Genomic DNA, 16430 nt, shown 5'->3' with positions numbered 1-16430 from the left:
AATAAGGACGATGGAAAAAATTCCAGGAGTGCAGCTCGCGCGACGCATTGCTGCCGGCGAGTTGTCGGCGCAAGACGCGGTGGCCGGGGCCTTCGAACGGATTGCAGCATCGGAGTCGGAAATCCAGGCCTTTGCGGCGATTCTTGACCGCGCGCAGGCACTGTCCCATGCGGCACAGGCACGCGGGCCTCTGGCCGGCTTGGCGGTGGCGGTCAAAGATATTTTCGACACTGCCGATTTGCCCACCGCCTATGGCTCGACCATTTATGCCGGCTATCAACCGGGTAGCGATGCCGCCATCGTGTCCCTGATCCGCCGCGCGGGGGGAACCGTGATCGGCAAGACGGTGACCAGCGAATTCGCCTACATGGCGCCCACGCTGACCCGCAACCCGGCGGATCTGCGGCGTACGGCAGGAGGCTCCTCGTCCGGTTCCGCCGCCGCTGTTGCCGCTGGCATGGTGCCGTTCGCCATCGGCACCCAGACCGGTGGCTCTACCATCCGACCGGCTTCGTTTTGCGGCATCGCCGGTTACAAGCCGAGCTATGACCTGTTTCCCACGCCGGGCATGAAGTGTTTTTCGTGGTCGCTCGACACGGTGGGCTTGTTTGCCGCCACGGTCAAGGATGTGGCGTGGTTTTCCGAGGCGCTGATTGGGCGGCCATTGGCGCACTTCCCGCTGGACATGCGCCAACTGGTGGTCGGCATCCCTCAAGCCTATCCCTGGGAAGCGCCGTCGGCCTCCGCTGCACAGGCCGTGCAGCAAGCTTCAAGAGCGATTGAGGTCGCCGGCGGCAAGGTAAAGCAGATTGCACTGCCGGCCTGGATCGGCGAGCTCTACCGCGCTCACGCGCCCTTGCAAGAATACGAGGCAACGCAAACGCTGGCGTTTGAATTTGACCGGCATCGCGGCAGCCTGTCACCTATGCTCGGTGATTTCCTGCAACGTGCGCAGCGCATCTCGGTGGTGCAATACGATGCCGCACGCAAGCTGATCGATGCCGCCAAAACGCAGATGGATAGTTTATTCGAGGACATCGATGTCTTGCTCACGCCCAGCGCACCAGGAGAAGCACCGATGGGATGGGCTTCGACTGGCGACCCCGCCTTCAACAAGGTATGGACATTGCTTGGTACGCCGTGCGTCAGCGTTCCCGGTCTGTCAGGCGTGGAAGGATGTCCGATGGGCGTGCAATTGATTGCGCCGCCGTGGCAAGACCAGCGATGCCTGGCTGCCGCCGGCCTGGTGGAGGCAGCGATCAGGGCACCTGGATTCTGACGCGTGCGCCGGCAATCGCCTGCAGCGGGCACGATTTGATTTGAAACGAGCAACCAATATGACGGCCATGCAGAGAACAGCAGAGAACGCAGCAAGAGAAATACCATTGTCGGAATCGTCCACCGAGCCGTGGCGTGTCGGCATCCTGTTTTCACGCGCCGGCATTACCTCGGTCACGGAGTCGGAGCATTTCTTTGGTACCGTGCTGGCCATCGAGGAAATCAATGCGCGCGGCGGCGTGCTGGGGCGTCCGCTGGTCCCGGTCGCACTCGACCCCAAGGGCGACCTGGCGGAGTATCGCCGGATGGCGCATCAGATGCTGTCGCGTGAAGATGTCAACGTCATTTTCGGCTGCTCGACTTCATCCAGCCGCAAGGCAGTTCTGCCAGAAATTGAACGCAAGAACGGCTTGCTCTGGTATTGCTCGCTGTATGAGGGGTTTGAATATTCGCCCAACATCATTTACACCGGCGCGGTGCCCAATCAGAACAGCTTGCAGCTGGCCGCCTATCTGCTCAAGAATTGCGGAAAACGCATCTACCTGATCGGCTCGGATTATATTTATCCCAGGGAATCGAATCGGATCATGCGTGATATCGTCGAACAGCATGGCGGCGAAATCGTCGATGAAATCTATTTGCCGTTCAACGTCAGCAGCGCGGAAATAGAACTGGCCGTGCGGGAAATCAACAAGGCGCAACCCGAGGCCTTGTTTTCCACCGTCATCGGCAGTCCCTCGCGCGAGTTCTATCGCGTGCTGCACGATCTGCGCATCGATCAGAAACCGCTTCCCGTCGCCAGTCTGACTCTGGGTGAAACGGAACTCAAGCTGATCGGGCCGCAATTTTGCAAGGGCCATATCGTGTCGGCTACCTATTTCAGTTCCTTGTCTTCGGAGGAAAATCAGCGCTTCGTTGCCTCCTATCGCCAGCGTTTCGGCAAGGATGCCACCGTCAGCGCATGGGGGCAGGCCGCTTACGGCCAGGTCTGTTTGTTTGCAAAAGCATTGGAACGAGCGGGATCGATGGACACGCAGAAATTGGTCGAGGCCGTTCTTGAGGAACGCTACGATGCACCGGAAGGCGCCATCTCCGTCGAGCCTGAAAATCATCATCTCTGGTTGCAGCCAAAGATAGGCGTGGCGCGCGAGGATGGCAATTTTGACGTGGTCTGGCAGGCAAAAGAGGCGGTCAAGCCGGATCCTTACCTGACGACCTATGAGTTTTCTGAATTCTGGCTGGAGTAGGAACGCGACATGAGCAGACTGTTTGAAGACTTGCGCCATTTACGAGTGGCAGTGATTCATCCCCCCGGGGAGGATCGCGATATTCTGCAAGGTCAGCTCAAGCGCATTGGGTGCCAAGTGCGTTGGATATGGCCGTTTTGTGCGACACGCCCGGCCGATACCGACGTCATATTTTTTCTAGTCGACAAGGAACAGACCGTCACTGCCGAATGGTGTTGCACCGAGACGGACGCCGCATTGATCGCACTGATCGACTATGAGAATCCAACGGTTCTCAGCGCCTTGCTGGAAACCAATGCCAGCGCCGTCATCACCAAGCCCTTCCGCTCGTTCGGCATTCTGAGTTCACTGGTACTCGCGCGCTCGTCCAACGACTACAAGAAGCGCCTGAACAATAAAGTGAAACGGCTGGAAGATACCTTGCGCTCACGCCGTGAAATCGAAAAGGCCATCGGCATCCTGGTAGCACGCAAGAGCATTACTGCCAGTGAAGCCTACGAAGCCATCCGCAAACAGGCAACTTCGCAGCGCATACCGGTCGTGCAGGTGGCGACCGAGTTGATTCGTGCCAACGAGGCCTTCGACAAGATGGGTTTGCTGGGCGGGGATAAAAAAATCTAGTCATCACGCAGCACCGGAATCAGGGTTCATCGCCGCAGCGATGAAGGGGGACTGCTACGTCCGTGATTTGCAGTGCGCTGTGGCTGCATGCTTATGTGGGAATCTGCGCCATTGCGCACTTTTTGGAAACGGGATGCTATGAAACTGATATCTGACATCAAGATCGGCATGCGCCTGGCTTGTGGATTTGGACTGGTGCTGCTGTTCGCCATCGGCTTGCTGGCGCTGGGCATGCTGAGGATGAGTCAGCTGCAGCGCTCGACTGACTTCATCGTCAACACCAAGGTCGCCGGCCTTGATGCGGCAACCGAAATGCGCGAGCAGGGTCGCGCCTTGGTACTGGTGCTGCGCAGGATCACCACACCTGTCAATCAGGCTGAGGCCGACCGCGAAGCCGCTAACCTGGCGCTCACGCTGGCCGCCTACGCCCGGGCCGAGGCGCTGGCGAAACAATTCATTGCTGATGCCGCAGGGCGCAGCGCATTGGAAAAAACTGTCGCCAACAAGATTTCCGTGCTTCGGGTCGTTGACAAGATCCGCAACATCGTCTCGCAAGGAAATACCTTCGACGCCGCCACGCTCTTGCAAAATGACTTCGATGCACCGCACGGAAAATGGATGCTGGCACTAGGGACGCTGGCGCAAGAGCAGCACCGTGCGATGCAAGTTGCCTACGATGAATCGCTGCGCAACTATCACAGCGCGATGATCGGCATGGCCGGCATCGGGATGAGCATTGTGTTGCTCGGAGGTCTGGCGGCATGGATCATCACAAGAACCATTTCGGGGCCGATCAAGCGCGCCGGCGTCATTGCCGATCATATTGCAGGTGGCGATTTGTCGCATCAGATCAAGCTCGAAGGGGCCGATGAAATCACCGATTTGCTGCGCTCCCTGCAGGCAATGCAGGCCAATTTGCTGATGATGGTGTCCAACATCAAATCGAGTACAACCAACATGGTTGTCGCCTCTCAGGAAATCGCTGCAGGCAACCTCGATCTTTCGCATCGTACCGAGTCGCAAGCCAGCTCGCTCGAAGAGACGGCCACTTCAATGCATGAGCTGACCAGCGCAGTCCGGCAAAACGCGGACAGTGCGCAAGCAGCGAATCAGCTGGTCCTGTCTGCCAGCGATGCTGCCGCTCAGGGTGGCGCGGTGGTGAGCCGGGTAGTGGAGACGATGAGTTTAATCAAGCAACATTCCCATAAAATATCCGACATCGTGGGCATGATCGACGGCATTGCATTTCAGACCAACATTCTTGCACTCAATGCGGCAGTAGAAGCCGCGCGTGCCGGTGAGCAAGGACGTGGCTTTGCCGTGGTGGCGGCAGAAGTGCGCAACCTGGCGCATCGCTCCGCCAATTCCGCCAAAGAAATCAAAGATCTGATCGGCAACACGACAGGAAAGATAGACCAGGGCAGCAAGCTGGCGGAAGAGGCCGGTGCATCCATGGCGCGTATTGTGGTCGGTGTTCAACACGTGGCCGATATCATGACGGAGATCAGTTATGCCAGCCGCGAGCAAAGTGAAGGCATCGAACAGATCAATCTGGCGATCGTTCACATGGATGACATGACACAAAAAAATTCGGCATTGGTCGAACAGGCTGCTGCTGCAGCTGACAGTATGGAGAAACAGGCTGCTGCGCTTAGACGTGTTGTGGATACCTTCAAAATCACTATGGATAGCAAGCTAAATACAAGGTCAGCCATGTTGTTATCGCTGCCATAAACTTGTGCTGAGAATTGCTTTAAGTTTAGAACGCTTGCCGTGTATTACCGTCATCAAGAGATTGATCGGTGCATGTCGGCGCTGCAGGAATCTAGTCATCGTAAGCACCTTCCTGATCAGATTCTATTTAGGGAGATTGGAGGGGATAAGGCAACGCTTATGGTTAATAACGTTTCCTATTCGATGCCTGCTTCTGGCTGGTTGCGGACTTCTATACTCAAGGTCAATGTCAAGATGATCAAAGCATGCTGCCATGAACAGCTATGTTGGCAACGGCCGCTTCTGGCGGCAGGTTCAACCCGCGGATACAACAGATTGATAGAACTGTTGAGCTAGAAATTTTTTCCAAGTCGTTCATCAAGTCATCTGGCAATCGCATCGAATTGTGTCTCTTCGATAGCTGAATATTTGCAAAGGGAATATGTCCATGCCAAGCGCTAAGCTACTTATAAGAATCGCCTCTCAAAACTAGAAACCCCAGTTTTTTAGTTTTTTACCTACCAATCTGTACATAAAATCCCACACCTACTCGGGCGACTTTACCGCCCGTCTCACTATTGCAGATATCTTCTCTCGCCGTCGTTTCCGATCTGGTTTGATCATGTACATTCGGCGACGTAGCGCTTGCTCCGCTACCCAAAGAAAGAAATGATGGGTGCGAGTAAATCGCTATTCAGAGTGGCGCTTGTCACCCCGCTGCGCCAAACTTTTTTACCTGGTCAAGGAAATTACAATGAGCGATAACACTTACACTATCATTTTAGGCACCATGTCGGGCGGTACAGATTGGCTATGCCTTGGTACAACGATACAAGCCGATGGGACGCACGTTTGTTCTGTGGCTAAGTACAGCCACAGCTCACCAGCTGAGACTTGGCGCCTCGTTTCAGTACCAGGTTCAGCGGATTCTCTGGGCTACTATTTGCAACATGCGCAAACTAACTTGCTGGCCCGTTTTGGCGACTCCCGTGCAATTACCTTGAAGAATTTTTCACCGGTAGATCATGAATTTTTCGTGCGTCTGGAACATACTGGCGATGGCTGGACTGCAATAAACAATCACGATAATTCGCTTGTTATGGATGCCACAGGCAAAGATCCCGTCGTCGGTGCCATGGTATTCCCGAACAAATGGAACAAAGGGGACAATCAGCGCTGGCGTTTCATTGACTCCGTGTTGCTTCCTCGTAGATGATCAAAAAATAGCCTGCTATCGCAGGCTATTTTTTCATTGAATGGTTGCTTCTGTTCTTGAGCTAAGTATTTTCAATTGCGTCTTACTTCTAAAACATCATCATGATCTTTGCCAATGTCCGTAACTGGCCGGTTGTGGACTTCCCAGACCTTCTGATTCTGCGCTCGACCGACAGTAAGAGTATCTGCCTGGAGGTAAATCGATGCTCACTCCACGACGCTTCGACGACCGATGACACTCACCTGTCCGACACCGGACTCCATTAATTTTCGCAATAAGGCGCCACGTCCGTTGGTTTGGGACCAACGCATCTCCTGGTCCGTTATGGTCGTTGCAACAAGCACTTCCATACGGCCATCAGGGAGTTGCGTACCGGTTGGGAGAGGCGCCAGGGCCTTTGAAATGAGAACATTCACCACTTGCCCACTGCCTACCTGGATTTGTTCCACGGTCAGACCGTCATATTTTTCAACGCGTGCCAAGAAGCCAACATCATTTCCAATCTCTGCATTTATTGCCCATTGAAGAAGATTCAGTGGCCACTGAGCATCGGATTGGGAAATGACTATAAATTCGTAGCCGTATCCTGCGGCGCCAGGCCTTTTTGGTACCGGCTGCTTCTTCGATAATGTACCTTCCGCTTTGGTGGCTCTTTTCCCGTCCACTTCTACGTTGTAACCTCGCATCTGAACCGTGGTTGGCATGTCAGCATTGGAGAGTCCGAACGTCGTGTAGACCGACAGTTGGTTCCCTATCTTGTGAGCCGGCAGGACAAATAAACCGCCGCCGGGCCACACTCCTGTCATGTTAAGCATCTTTAAAATATCTTTAGGAAACGGACCAACAGTTTTCTCAAAATACTTCTGACGCGCGTCGTAGGTGGCCTGCCAGAGCTTGTCCATCGAATCTGTTTCTGCTTGTGCTGTCGCGCCGCATAAAGAAAGGGTTGCGGCTATTAGTCCGCTTGCGAGCTTTCGAATACTCAATCAAGGTCTCCTAAGAAGTAAATGTTATCGAGGTTTTTTGCTTCGGATTAGTAATGGACTATTGGGGGAATCGCTTACATTCGGAGGATGACGCAGCCTCTGTCGCTATCACCGCTCCTGCAGAGTACGAGAGTTGGAGAGGGGTGCCCGAACAAGCCTCAACCTCAATGAAACCGGCTTGGTATAAGTCTCTGGCATCAGTAGACTGACTAAAACGCTTGTCATTCGAATCGACACCGAGCGTTTCTTGAGGCTTCCACCCCTCGGCCAAAAGTACCTGCCGTGCCTGGGAAAGCAACTTTCCTTTGTATATCGTTGCGCCTACCGAAGGCATGCAAACCAAAAGGAGAAGAAAAACCGTTAGGGCAAAACAAGGAGCCATTCTGTATTTTTTGCATGTTCTTTTTTTAATCAAGCGATGTGAAGGTCAGCTTCTGGCCGATGCGGATTTTCGTGTAATGTATTTTTTAGTGGCTTTAGCTCGATTCGCGTCCATTTTGCCATTGTCTGGGATAGTATTTCGCAGTGGCAACTAGCGTTTTTGTGTAATTTTGTGTTTGTCTCGACATGTGACCTTTCTTCCATGCCGGGAGTGTTTCCATCGAATTGAAAACGGTAAATGGGGGGGAGCTCTCGGGAGGTCATGGCTTCCCCTCGTCTTCGAAGTCGACTGGGAATCAACTTTCGGTGATGTTCAAAAATCATTCATTTTATATCGGGGATATTTGTGTTTAAAAGTCTGTTTGCAGCGTGCGCTTTATTGGTTCTATGTTCGTGCAGTTCAATCCACTATGTTCGTTATCAGCCGCCCGAGGTGAAGCAAGATGCGGCAGATTTTTTTGTGGAGCCGATCATCGGATCCTATTATGACCCTCGAACATCAATAAGAACGTTTGATAAAGATGGTTGCTTTAGCGGCTACACCTATGTCACCAATAGCATTAGGCTCCATGCAAATAAAGAGGCTTTCATGCATTTCTGGAAAAACACAGATAGGGAGAATATTTGCACTACCGATTATTCATTTGTCCCAGAAAAAAATGCAAAATATAAAGCAACCTCCGAAGAGGTGAGTGTTCCCACTGGAAAAAGAAACTTCACCATTTCTGGCTGGAAGCCTGCCATGCAAGTTTTATGCGATATCAAGTTGGTGAAAATCGATGGGGACGGCAATGAAACACCCGTCAAAATTCGTGGCTATCGTCTCACCAACGACAACCAGTGCTCGAAACTCGTGCCAGAAAAAGCTACGACTGTAATCAAGTAGTCACACGAAAGACCGTTCTATTCGAGGTGCTCTCAAAAGTGAAAGTCCTCTTCTGTCCGGTTGCGTACTTACCACTCGTAGGTCTCTCCTTCATCCCTTGAGATTTTCGTCCCTGGCGCGGCAGCGAGCTTAGCCGCCGCGCTATGTGTCACATCAATCGCAGACCCAATGTCCCCAGTAGCTTTAAATGAAACTTGATCGCGCACGAAACGGAAGCATGCGATTCATTCTCCCGTTTCTAAAGAATCTCTACGGCGCCAAGATGGCTAATATTGCAGCCTCATCCAGAAGTCGGCGGATTTTGGTTGCAATATTTGACATGCTGTTTTTTCCTTGCGGTTCACGCTGCGCTAGCGGGGCATGGATTCATCTATCTTTTTGAGGAATGGCTCGCGCCGGACATGAAGTCTGGCCAGTTACCGCCGGTGCTGCAGGAATGGTGGCTACGTTTCCCCGGACCGTTTCTGTACTATGCCGGCCGGCGCCATTTGCCAGCCCCGTTCCGCGCGTTCATCAACTTCATTCAGTCCGATCCAGCCAACACTTTTTGAAAGTCCGCTCCTGGCCGTTTGCGGACGTTGATTATAACGACCTACTGATTCGTAATCATGCTTCGATCGTGCGAGAAATGAGACGACGAGCGAAAAAATATCAACACAGAAGACGCCAATAAAAAGCCCCGCAAAATTGCGGGGCTTTTTGTTTTAATCCGGTTTCACGCAGGGCCGCCGCCAATAGTTCCCCAATCAAAAGGCTGGTTGGGATGGCCCACGTCGACAGCGATGACCAGCACAGTCTTGTCGACGGCTGGTGCTGCCATTGTCGGTAATGTGCCTGCTGCTGACAGCGCCAGGGCGGCGCTAACTATGCGGAAAGTTTTTTTCAATGCGAACATATTCCCTCTTCATGGTTGCGTGATGAAAAAGTACCTCTGAAACGACGTTCTCACTCTGGCGTCAGAAACTATAGTATATGAATTTTTCCAGGATCAAGAAACCAATGCCTGGTTATCGCGACCTGCATTTGGCGGCTTTTTCGAAGTCACCGCTGCTTTGTCGGGGTGTGCAACTTTTCGTGTCGTTCCAGCATTTGCATGAACTGTGAAATTCGCTTGGCGCGCGTTTCGGCCTTCTTGGCAGTTTGTATCCTGAACAGAATGGCGTATCGATTACGACTGTCGAGCGTTCCAAAGAAATCCTTCGCTCGCGCATTGTTATCCAGCGCGCACTGAAAATCACTTGGTACAGTTGCCTTGCTGGCCGAGTCATACGCAGCGTCCCAGCGTCCGTCGATCTTTGCGCGCTCAATTTCTTTGAGTCCGGCTGGTTGCATGATCCCTGCTTCGATCAGGGCAAGCGCCTTCTCTTTATTGATCTTGGACCAAATGCTTTTGTCTGAACGTCGAGTGAATTTCTGGAGCCAGAATTGCTCACTGTGGGCTTGCTTTTGTCCATCTATCCATCCAAAACAAAGGGCAATTTCAACGGCTTCGTCGTATGAAACTGACTGTGCATTGGCTCCCTTTTTTGCAAGTTTCAACCACACGCCAAGCGATGTGCCGTGGTTTTCCATTAGCCACGCAGTCCAGTCTTGTTGCTGCTCGAAGTGATGAGCAGGCAGAGCTGTAGAGGACCTGGTTTGAGATTTCATTCTCGATTCATCCTGAAGTAGGTGGACGCCTAACTTGTTGCATGCAAGAAAATCAAAAAATATCAACCATGGAGTCCGAAGGTAGTGCGCTCATTGTATATGTCTGCACGAATAGCCAATCCGATGAAAACGTCAATCCCCGCTTCAGGCAGCGCGCCTTCTCGATCAAGTTCGCGGGAGCGTAAGCGCGAATGGCTGCTCCTGGCCGATTGCGAACCCAGTGGTTTCTCCTGCTCGCCTATGCCAGCGACTTGGCCATCTCCGTGGTCGAGGTCCAACCGATGTTTTCATATAGAGGGCGCGCCATTGTTGTTGAATGAAGAATTGCATAAGTCAGTTCTCGCTTTTTGAATTCAGCGTCAGCCGCTTTCATTAACAAATCCGCGATGCCTCGCCGACGATGGCCGGGTTCCACAAACACGTTGAGAACATATCCCCGCTTGTCCTGATGCGGATGAGAGGGGTGGGGCGGCCAATCGATTTCCATCAAGCCTATGCCGGCTACGACAGCGTCATTGTCGATGGCAAGGAATCCGAAATAACTGCCATCCAGCAGCCTGGGTTCCAGCCAGCGGCGGAAATTCGGTCCCATGGCGGCGAGAGCGCTCTCGTCACGGCCGGCTTCTCGAAACATGAATTCCCGATGCCGGCAGATCAGATCCAAGTCGCCGGGATCGACGTTACGAATCTCCATGTGGTCCTCCGCTCTCGCCATCGGACGCCACCGGCAGCGCCTCGCTGCGCCACCGCAACATGCCGCCGGCGAGGTTGGCCACCCGGCCGAAACCCGATCTGGCCAGCAGCGCGCTGGCTTGCGCCGAGCGCACGCCCGAGCGGCACACCGCCACGACGGGGCGCTGCGGGTCCAGTTCGTGGAGGCGGTTCTTCAGCTCGGATAGCGGCACCAGCCGCGCGCCGGCGAGGTGGCCGATGCTGTCGGCGAACTCGGGGGCTTCGCGCACATCGACGATTTGCACTTCGGCGGCATGTTCCAGCAGCGTCATCGGCTCGATTTCCCAGATGCCGCTGAAGCGCAAGGTCAGCGGCGCCCATGTGGGCGTATCGGGCGTCGGTTGGTCTCCCTCGGGTTTGCCGCAGCGCAGGTTGGCGGGCACGGCCACGTCCATCAGTTTGGGGTGCGGCAGGTTCAGGTTGTTCATGTGGCCCATGAAGTCGCCGACGTCCGCATCGCCGCCCAGGCGAGGATTGAAGCGGCGTTCTTCGGCCACGCTGCTGACGGTGATGCCGCGATAGTCGTGCGCGGGATAGAGCAGGCAGTCGGCGGGCAGCGTCAGGATCTGCTCGCGCACGGAAGAGAATAATTGTTGCGGGCTGCCTTGCTGGAAGTCGGTGCGGCCGCAGCCGCGAATGAGCAGGCTGTCGCCGGTGAATGCCATGCGCTGGTCGTCCAGCACGTAGGTCAGGCAGCCGCCGGTGTGGCCGGGCGTGGCGCGCACGCCCAGGTAGCGGTTGCCGAAGCCGACGCGGTCGCCGTGGCACAGCGCTTGTTCCACCAGCGTGGTATCGGCCGCGGCCGCTTCGGCCAGCGCGATGCGGCTGCCGCAGCGTTCATGCAGGCGCCAGGCGCCGGTCACATGGTCGGCGTGCACGTGCGTGTCGAGGGTGACCGTCAGGCGCAGGCCGAGTTCTTCCAGCAAGGCCAGGTCGCGCGGCACCTGTTCGTAGACCGGATCGATCAGCAAGGCTTCGCCGTTGTCGCCCAGCAGGTAGGTGTAGGTGCACGAAGTGGGGTCGAACAGTTGACGGAAAATCATGGCGGACTCTGAAAGATGGAAGGTGCGGACCGGTGTTGTGTGTTGCCTGGGTTGATTTACGGCTGCCCCATCATAACAAACGGACCTTGCAAGGCCGAGACCGGTCCTGCCGATTTGGCGACGCGGGGATCGGAAGTTGGTTGGAGCCGGCTTGTGGCTTGTGAGCGACAACGCGCTCCTGCATTTTGCATACTGATGGGTATAATGTATCCAAAGAAAGTGATAACGCTGGACCGGCTACCGGGCCACGGGGGAAAGATGAATCAAATGGGAATGCCATTGCTGGGGGTAGCATTAGCCGCGCTTTGCCTGCTGCTGGTAGGACTGGGCGCAGTGCTGCACCGGCTATTGGCGAGGCGCCGGCTGAAACAGCTGCGCGCCGAATACGAAGTCAACAAATGTGCGCACTTTGAGGTGCAACGCCGCGCCGACTCGCGTAGTGCAGATTGAGGCAGGCTCCGGGTCCATCACAACAATCGCAGCAACCGCAGCAACCTCGCTCAGGCCTTGCGCGTCATCCGCAGCGGCCAGCCGACAGGCCGGGAGTTCAATACGAATAATCGCCGACGACCTTGCGCACCGTTTTCAGCGCCGCCTGCAGCGCCTCCGGTTCGACCGAGCCGAGCGCCAGCCGGATCGCGTGCGGTACATGGTCGGAGCTCGCAAACGGCGCGGCCGTCGAGACCGAGACGTTTTCTTGCAGCAGCGCCATGGCGACCTGATCGGCGCGCGCCTCTTCGGGCAGCGGCAGCCACAGGAAGTAGGACGCCGGGTGCGACACGTAGCGCAGGCCTTTGAGGATCTTGCGCGCCATCGCTTGCCGGCGCATCGCGTCCGCGCGCTTTTCCGCTTCCAGTCTTGCCACCGTGCCGTCTTCCAGCCAGGCGCAGGCGAGCGCCGTCATGACGCCGGGTGTGTTCCAGGTGGTAGCGCGGATGGCGCGTTCGATTTTCGGCGCCCACTGGGGCGGTGCCGCGACAAAGCCGATACGCAGTCCGGTCGCGACGCTCTTGGAGAGTCCGGAGACGTAGATCGTGGTTTCCGGCGCCAGCGCGGCAATCGGCGGCGGCGGATTTTCCGCGAGGAAGGCGTAGGCCGCATCCTCGATGATCAACAGCCCGTACTGGCGCGCAATCGCCACCAGCTTCTTGCGCTGCTCCAGGCTCATCACCCAGCCCAGCGGATTGTGCAGCGTCGGCATGGCGTACACCGCGCGCACGCGCCGCTTCTTGCACAGCTTGTCCAGCGCATCCAGATTGGGGCCGTGTTCCGACAAGGGGATGGCCGCCAGTTCCAGCCGTTGCGTTTCGGCCAGCACCTTGAATCCCGAATAAGTCAGCGCATCCGTCGCCACCACGTCGCCCGGGTGCAGCAAGGCCATGGCCGTCGCCGCCAGTCCGTGCTGCGCGCCGCTGACGATCAGCATCTGCTCCGCGGCGACGGATAATCCACGCGACAGCAGATGGCGCGCCACAGCGGCGCGCTCATGCGGACGTCCGGCATGCGGCTGGTAACGCAGCAAGGCTTCCAGGTCGCCTGAAGAGGCCAGCCGGCGCAACGCAGTGCTCAACAGCCGGGTTTGTTCCGGCAGCGAGGGATAGTTGAAATTGAGGTCGATCACGCCGGCGGCCACCGCATGCAGGTCGACGCCCTGGTCGGGCGGCAGGGCGGTCTCCCTGACGAAGGTGCCGCGACCGGTCTCGCCGCTGACCAGGCCCATCGCTTCCAGTTCGGCATAGACCCGCGTCGCCGTCGCCAGCGCCAGTCCTTCTTTCGCGGCGAGCTGCCTGTGCGTGGGCAGGCGCATGCCGGGCGTGAGCACGCCGGCGCGGATGTCTGCGGCAAACCGGTCGACCAGCTGCTTGTATCGGGCGTGCGCCATGTCTTTCGTCCCCCTGCCTTATGTATCCATGACAATAATTTGATTGTACTGATTGCTGGTCCTATGATGCCTCATCGCCATCGGACTTGAACAGGAAAACCACGCCATGCACATCAGCATTCTGACTTTCGACGGTTTCAACGAACTCGACTCGCTCATCGCCTTCGGCATCCTCAACCGCATCAAGAAACCGGACTGGCGCGTGTCGATCGCCGGGCCGGCCAAGCAACTGCGTTCCTGGAACGGTCTGGAGATCGCCGCCCATGTCACGCTGGAAGAAGCCGGACATGCCGACGCCGTCCTCGTCGGCAGCGGCGTCAAGACGCGGGAAGTGGTGGCCGATGACGCGATCATGGCGCGCTTGCGGCTGGATCCGTCGCGGCAGTTGCTGGGAGCGCAATGTTCCGGCACGCTGGTGCTGGCCAAACTCGGCCTGCTTGACACCGTGCCCGCCTGTACCGACCTCACGACCAGGCCGTGGGTGCAGGAAGCGGGCGTGGAGGTATTGAACCAGCCGTTCTTTGCCGACGGCAACATCGCCACCGCGGGCGGCTGCCTGGCGTCGAGCTATCTGGCGGCGTGGGTGATCGCGCGTCTGGAAGGAGTCGCCGCCGCGCAAAGCGCGATCCACTACGTGGCGCCGGTGGGCGAGAAGGAGGAGCACGTAGCGCGCATGATGAAGAACGTCGCGCCTTTCCTGCCGGAGGCAACGGCGGCGGCGTAAGGCCGGTGCGCGTTACCTGGCCTCGCGCACCTCACGCACCTCACGCCTGATGGCTTGCGGCGGCACGCCGAATCCGCGCATGAACACTTCCCGCATGTGACGGCGGTCGCGGAAGCCCGTTTCCCTGGCGATCACTTCCAGCGGATGGCGGCTTTGCTCGATCATCAGGCGCGCCGCTTCCAGGCGCAATCCCTCGATCGCCTTGGCCGGCGACTGGCCGGTTTCTTCCGTGAACACGCGGCTGAACTGGCGCGGACTCAGGTTGACGGATTCCGCCAGTTCATCGACGGTCAACTCCTTGCTCAGATTTTTGCGCGCGTAGTTCAGGGCATTCTGGATGCGGTCCGACTTCGGCGACAGGTCGAGTATTTCGGAATGCTGCGACTGCCCGCCCGAGCGGCGCTGATGCATCACCAGCTTGTGCGCGACCGAGCGCATCGCATCGCTGCCAAGATCCTTCTCCACCATCGCCAGCGCCAGATCCAGACCTGCGGTCATGCCGGCCGACGTCCATATCGGGCCGTCGACGATATAGATCCTGTCGTCTTCCACCTGGATATCCGGAAAGCGCTTTTGCATCTCGCGCGCAAAATACCAGTGCGTCGTGGCGCGCCGTCCTGCCAGCAAACCCGACTCCGCCAATACGAACCCGCCGGTGCAGATGGCCGCGACACGCCGTGCGCGCGTGGCGGCTTTTTTCAGGAAGGCTTGTTCTTCAGCCGACGCCGGAAAGCGCAACGGGTCACCGACGCCGCTGATGATCCAGGTATCCACCTGGGTGCGCGCAGTCGGCACCCGGGTTTCGACGCGCAAGCCCAGGGATGAGCGCACCTCATTCCCGGCGAGAGAAAAGTTTTCGACCTGATAGAAGGGCTCTCCGGTGACCATGTTGGCGTATTCGAATACCGCCTGTGTCGCCACCGCCATGATCTGAAATTCGTCCTGCAGCAAGTAGCCGATGCGATGCATGTCCGTTCCTTGTCCGAATTGATTACGTATGTCCTAAAACATGACCATAAACGTCATTTGAGACAAGGTCAAGCGTCATTATGATGTGTCCATGCATTCAAGCATTCGTCCTTAAGCCGACGCTTAAGCCAACCTATCCGACACAGGAGCAACATCATGACGCAAGCACACCAGGGTACTGCCCTCATCACCGGCGCCTCTTCCGGCATCGGCGCCGTTTACGCCGACCGCCTGGCCAGGCGCGGCTACGACCTCGTTCTGGTCGCCCGCAACCGCGACCGCCTCAATGCACTGGCCGACCGCATCACCACCGAAACCCGTCGCACCGTCGAAGTGCTGGTGGCCGATCTCAACGACAAGTCCGCGCTGGCGCAGGTGGAAGCCAAGCTGCGCGGCGACGCCAGCATTACCTTGCTGGTCAACAACGCCGGCATCGGCACCCATACGCCGCTGCTGTCGAGCGACGTCGACAAGATGACGCAACTGATCGACCTCAACGTCACTGCGCTGACCCGCCTGACTTATGCCGCCGTGCCGGGCTTCGTGGCGCGCGGCGCAGGCCGGATCATCAACATCGCCTCCATCGTCGGCATCGCGCCGGAAGTCCTCAATGGCGTCTACGGCGGCAGCAAGGCCTTCGTCTACGCCTTCAGCCAATCGCTGCATCACGAGCTGGCAACGCAAGGCGTGCAAGTACAGGCCGTGTTGCCCGGCGCCACTGCGACCGAATTCTGGGACATCGGCGGATTGCCGGTGGAAAACCTCGATCCGAATCTGGTCATGACCGCGGAAAACATGGTCGACGCCGCACTGGTGGGCTTCGACCGCGGCGAGCTGATCACGATTCCATCGCTGCACGATGCGAGCCAGTGGGAAGCCTATGAAGCGGCGCGTCAGGCCATGTCCGCGCATCTCTCCAACAAGGTCGTGGCGCCACGCTATACCGCCGCAAATTGATCCATTGACATATTCACATCAGGAAAACGCATCATGAAACTCACCGACAACACCATCTTCATCACCGGCGGCGCCTCCGGCATCGGCCGCGGGCTGGCCGAAGCGCTGCACGCGCGCGGCAACACCGTCATCATCGGCGGCCGCC

Annotated in this window: 15 protein-coding genes and 1 pseudogene; 9 read left to right on the top strand and 7 right to left on the bottom strand. The window is 56.9% G+C overall.

Annotated elements, in window-relative coordinates; translation table 11 throughout:
* Nucleotides 1–10: 10 nt before the first annotated feature.
* The 5 genes from PMI16_RS22750 (at nucleotide 11) to PMI16_RS26145 (ending at nucleotide 6075) form a co-directional block, all read left to right on the top strand.
* Entirely contained in the window at nucleotides 11–1279 is a 1269-nt protein-coding gene (locus PMI16_RS22750; protein ID WP_007884007.1) for an amidase, read from the top strand.
* A 58-nt stretch (nucleotides 1280–1337) separates the two neighbouring features.
* Nucleotides 1338–2525, top strand: coding sequence for a transporter substrate-binding domain-containing protein (locus PMI16_RS22745; RefSeq protein WP_007884006.1), 1188 nt, complete (start codon nucleotides 1338–1340; stop codon nucleotides 2523–2525).
* 9 nt (nucleotides 2526–2534) lie between these two features.
* Entirely contained in the window at nucleotides 2535–3146 is a 612-nt protein-coding gene (locus PMI16_RS22740; protein WP_007884005.1) for an ANTAR domain-containing response regulator, read from the top strand.
* A 138-nt stretch (nucleotides 3147–3284) separates the two neighbouring features.
* Entirely contained in the window at nucleotides 3285–4880 is a 1596-nt protein-coding gene (locus PMI16_RS26730) for a methyl-accepting chemotaxis protein (protein ID WP_007884004.1), read from the top strand.
* Nucleotides 4881–5613: 733 nt separating this feature from the next.
* Nucleotides 5614–6075, top strand: a complete 462-nt coding sequence (locus PMI16_RS26145; protein ID WP_157212768.1) for an RICIN domain-containing protein — start codon at nucleotides 5614–5616, stop codon at nucleotides 6073–6075.
* A gap of 206 nt (nucleotides 6076–6281) precedes the next feature.
* On the opposite strand, the gene PMI16_RS22730 is transcribed toward PMI16_RS26145, so the two are convergent.
* Nucleotides 6282–7061 carry a suppressor of fused domain protein gene (locus tag PMI16_RS22730; protein WP_007884003.1) on the bottom strand — a complete coding sequence of 260 codons (780 nt, stop codon included), beginning with the start codon at nucleotides 7059–7061 and terminating at the stop codon, nucleotides 6282–6284.
* Nucleotides 7062–7875: 814 nt separating this feature from the next.
* Between PMI16_RS22730 and PMI16_RS26140 the strand changes: the two genes are divergently transcribed.
* The gene (locus tag PMI16_RS26140; protein ID WP_237719929.1) at nucleotides 7876–8328 is read left to right on the top strand and encodes a hypothetical protein; all 453 of its coding nucleotides are present in this window, start codon (nucleotides 7876–7878) and stop codon (nucleotides 8326–8328) included.
* Between the two features lie 715 nt (nucleotides 8329–9043).
* Here the strand turns inward: PMI16_RS26140 and PMI16_RS26130 are convergent.
* From PMI16_RS26130 to PMI16_RS22705, 5 genes are all read right to left on the bottom strand, one after another.
* Entirely contained in the window at nucleotides 9044–9223 is a 180-nt protein-coding gene (locus PMI16_RS26130; protein WP_007884001.1) for a hypothetical protein, read from the bottom strand.
* Nucleotides 9224–9369: 146 nt separating this feature from the next.
* Nucleotides 9370–9978 carry a YdeI/OmpD-associated family protein gene (locus PMI16_RS22725; protein ID WP_007884000.1) on the bottom strand — a complete coding sequence of 203 codons (609 nt, stop codon included), beginning with the start codon at nucleotides 9976–9978 and terminating at the stop codon, nucleotides 9370–9372.
* Nucleotides 9979–10216: 238 nt separating this feature from the next.
* Nucleotides 10217–10672 carry a GNAT family N-acetyltransferase gene (locus tag PMI16_RS22720; protein WP_007883999.1) on the bottom strand — a complete coding sequence of 152 codons (456 nt, stop codon included), beginning with the start codon at nucleotides 10670–10672 and terminating at the stop codon, nucleotides 10217–10219.
* A complete protein-coding gene (locus PMI16_RS22715; protein ID WP_007883998.1) occupies nucleotides 10659–11753 on the bottom strand; it encodes an MBL fold metallo-hydrolase in 1095 nt (364 codons plus the stop codon). The genes PMI16_RS22720 and PMI16_RS22715 overlap by 14 nt, the downstream gene beginning before the upstream one ends.
* A gap of 547 nt (nucleotides 11754–12300) precedes the next feature.
* The gene (locus tag PMI16_RS22705) at nucleotides 12301–13635 is read right to left on the bottom strand and encodes an aminotransferase-like domain-containing protein (protein WP_007883996.1); all 1335 of its coding nucleotides are present in this window, start codon (nucleotides 13633–13635) and stop codon (nucleotides 12301–12303) included.
* 106 nt (nucleotides 13636–13741) lie between these two features.
* On the opposite strand from PMI16_RS22705, the gene PMI16_RS22700 reads away from it, so the two are divergent.
* Nucleotides 13742–14359 (top strand): DJ-1/PfpI family protein, encoded by a 618-nt coding sequence (locus tag PMI16_RS22700; protein WP_007883995.1) that lies wholly within the window; start codon nucleotides 13742–13744, stop codon nucleotides 14357–14359.
* Between the two features lie 12 nt (nucleotides 14360–14371).
* Here PMI16_RS22700 and PMI16_RS22695 read toward each other — a convergent pair whose 3' ends face one another.
* The gene (locus PMI16_RS22695) at nucleotides 14372–15328 is read right to left on the bottom strand and encodes a GlxA family transcriptional regulator (protein ID WP_007883994.1); all 957 of its coding nucleotides are present in this window, start codon (nucleotides 15326–15328) and stop codon (nucleotides 14372–14374) included.
* 156 nt (nucleotides 15329–15484) lie between these two features.
* Between PMI16_RS22695 and PMI16_RS22690 the strand changes: the two genes are divergently transcribed.
* Together PMI16_RS22690 and PMI16_RS26125 are read left to right on the top strand one after the other, a co-directional pair.
* On the top strand, nucleotides 15485–16285 hold the full coding sequence (locus PMI16_RS22690; protein ID WP_007883993.1) for an SDR family NAD(P)-dependent oxidoreductase: 801 nt from the start codon (nucleotides 15485–15487) through the stop codon (nucleotides 16283–16285).
* A 33-nt stretch (nucleotides 16286–16318) separates the two neighbouring features.
* A pseudogene (locus PMI16_RS26125) lies at nucleotides 16319–16430 on the top strand (short-chain dehydrogenase); the annotation flags it as partial.

The organism is Herbaspirillum sp. CF444 (assembly GCF_000282135.1).
Lineage (GTDB): Bacteria > Pseudomonadota > Gammaproteobacteria > Burkholderiales > Burkholderiaceae_D > Herbaspirillum.
The sequence above is the reverse complement of the archived record's forward strand: the minus strand, read 5'-3'. Positions and strand labels throughout refer to the sequence as shown.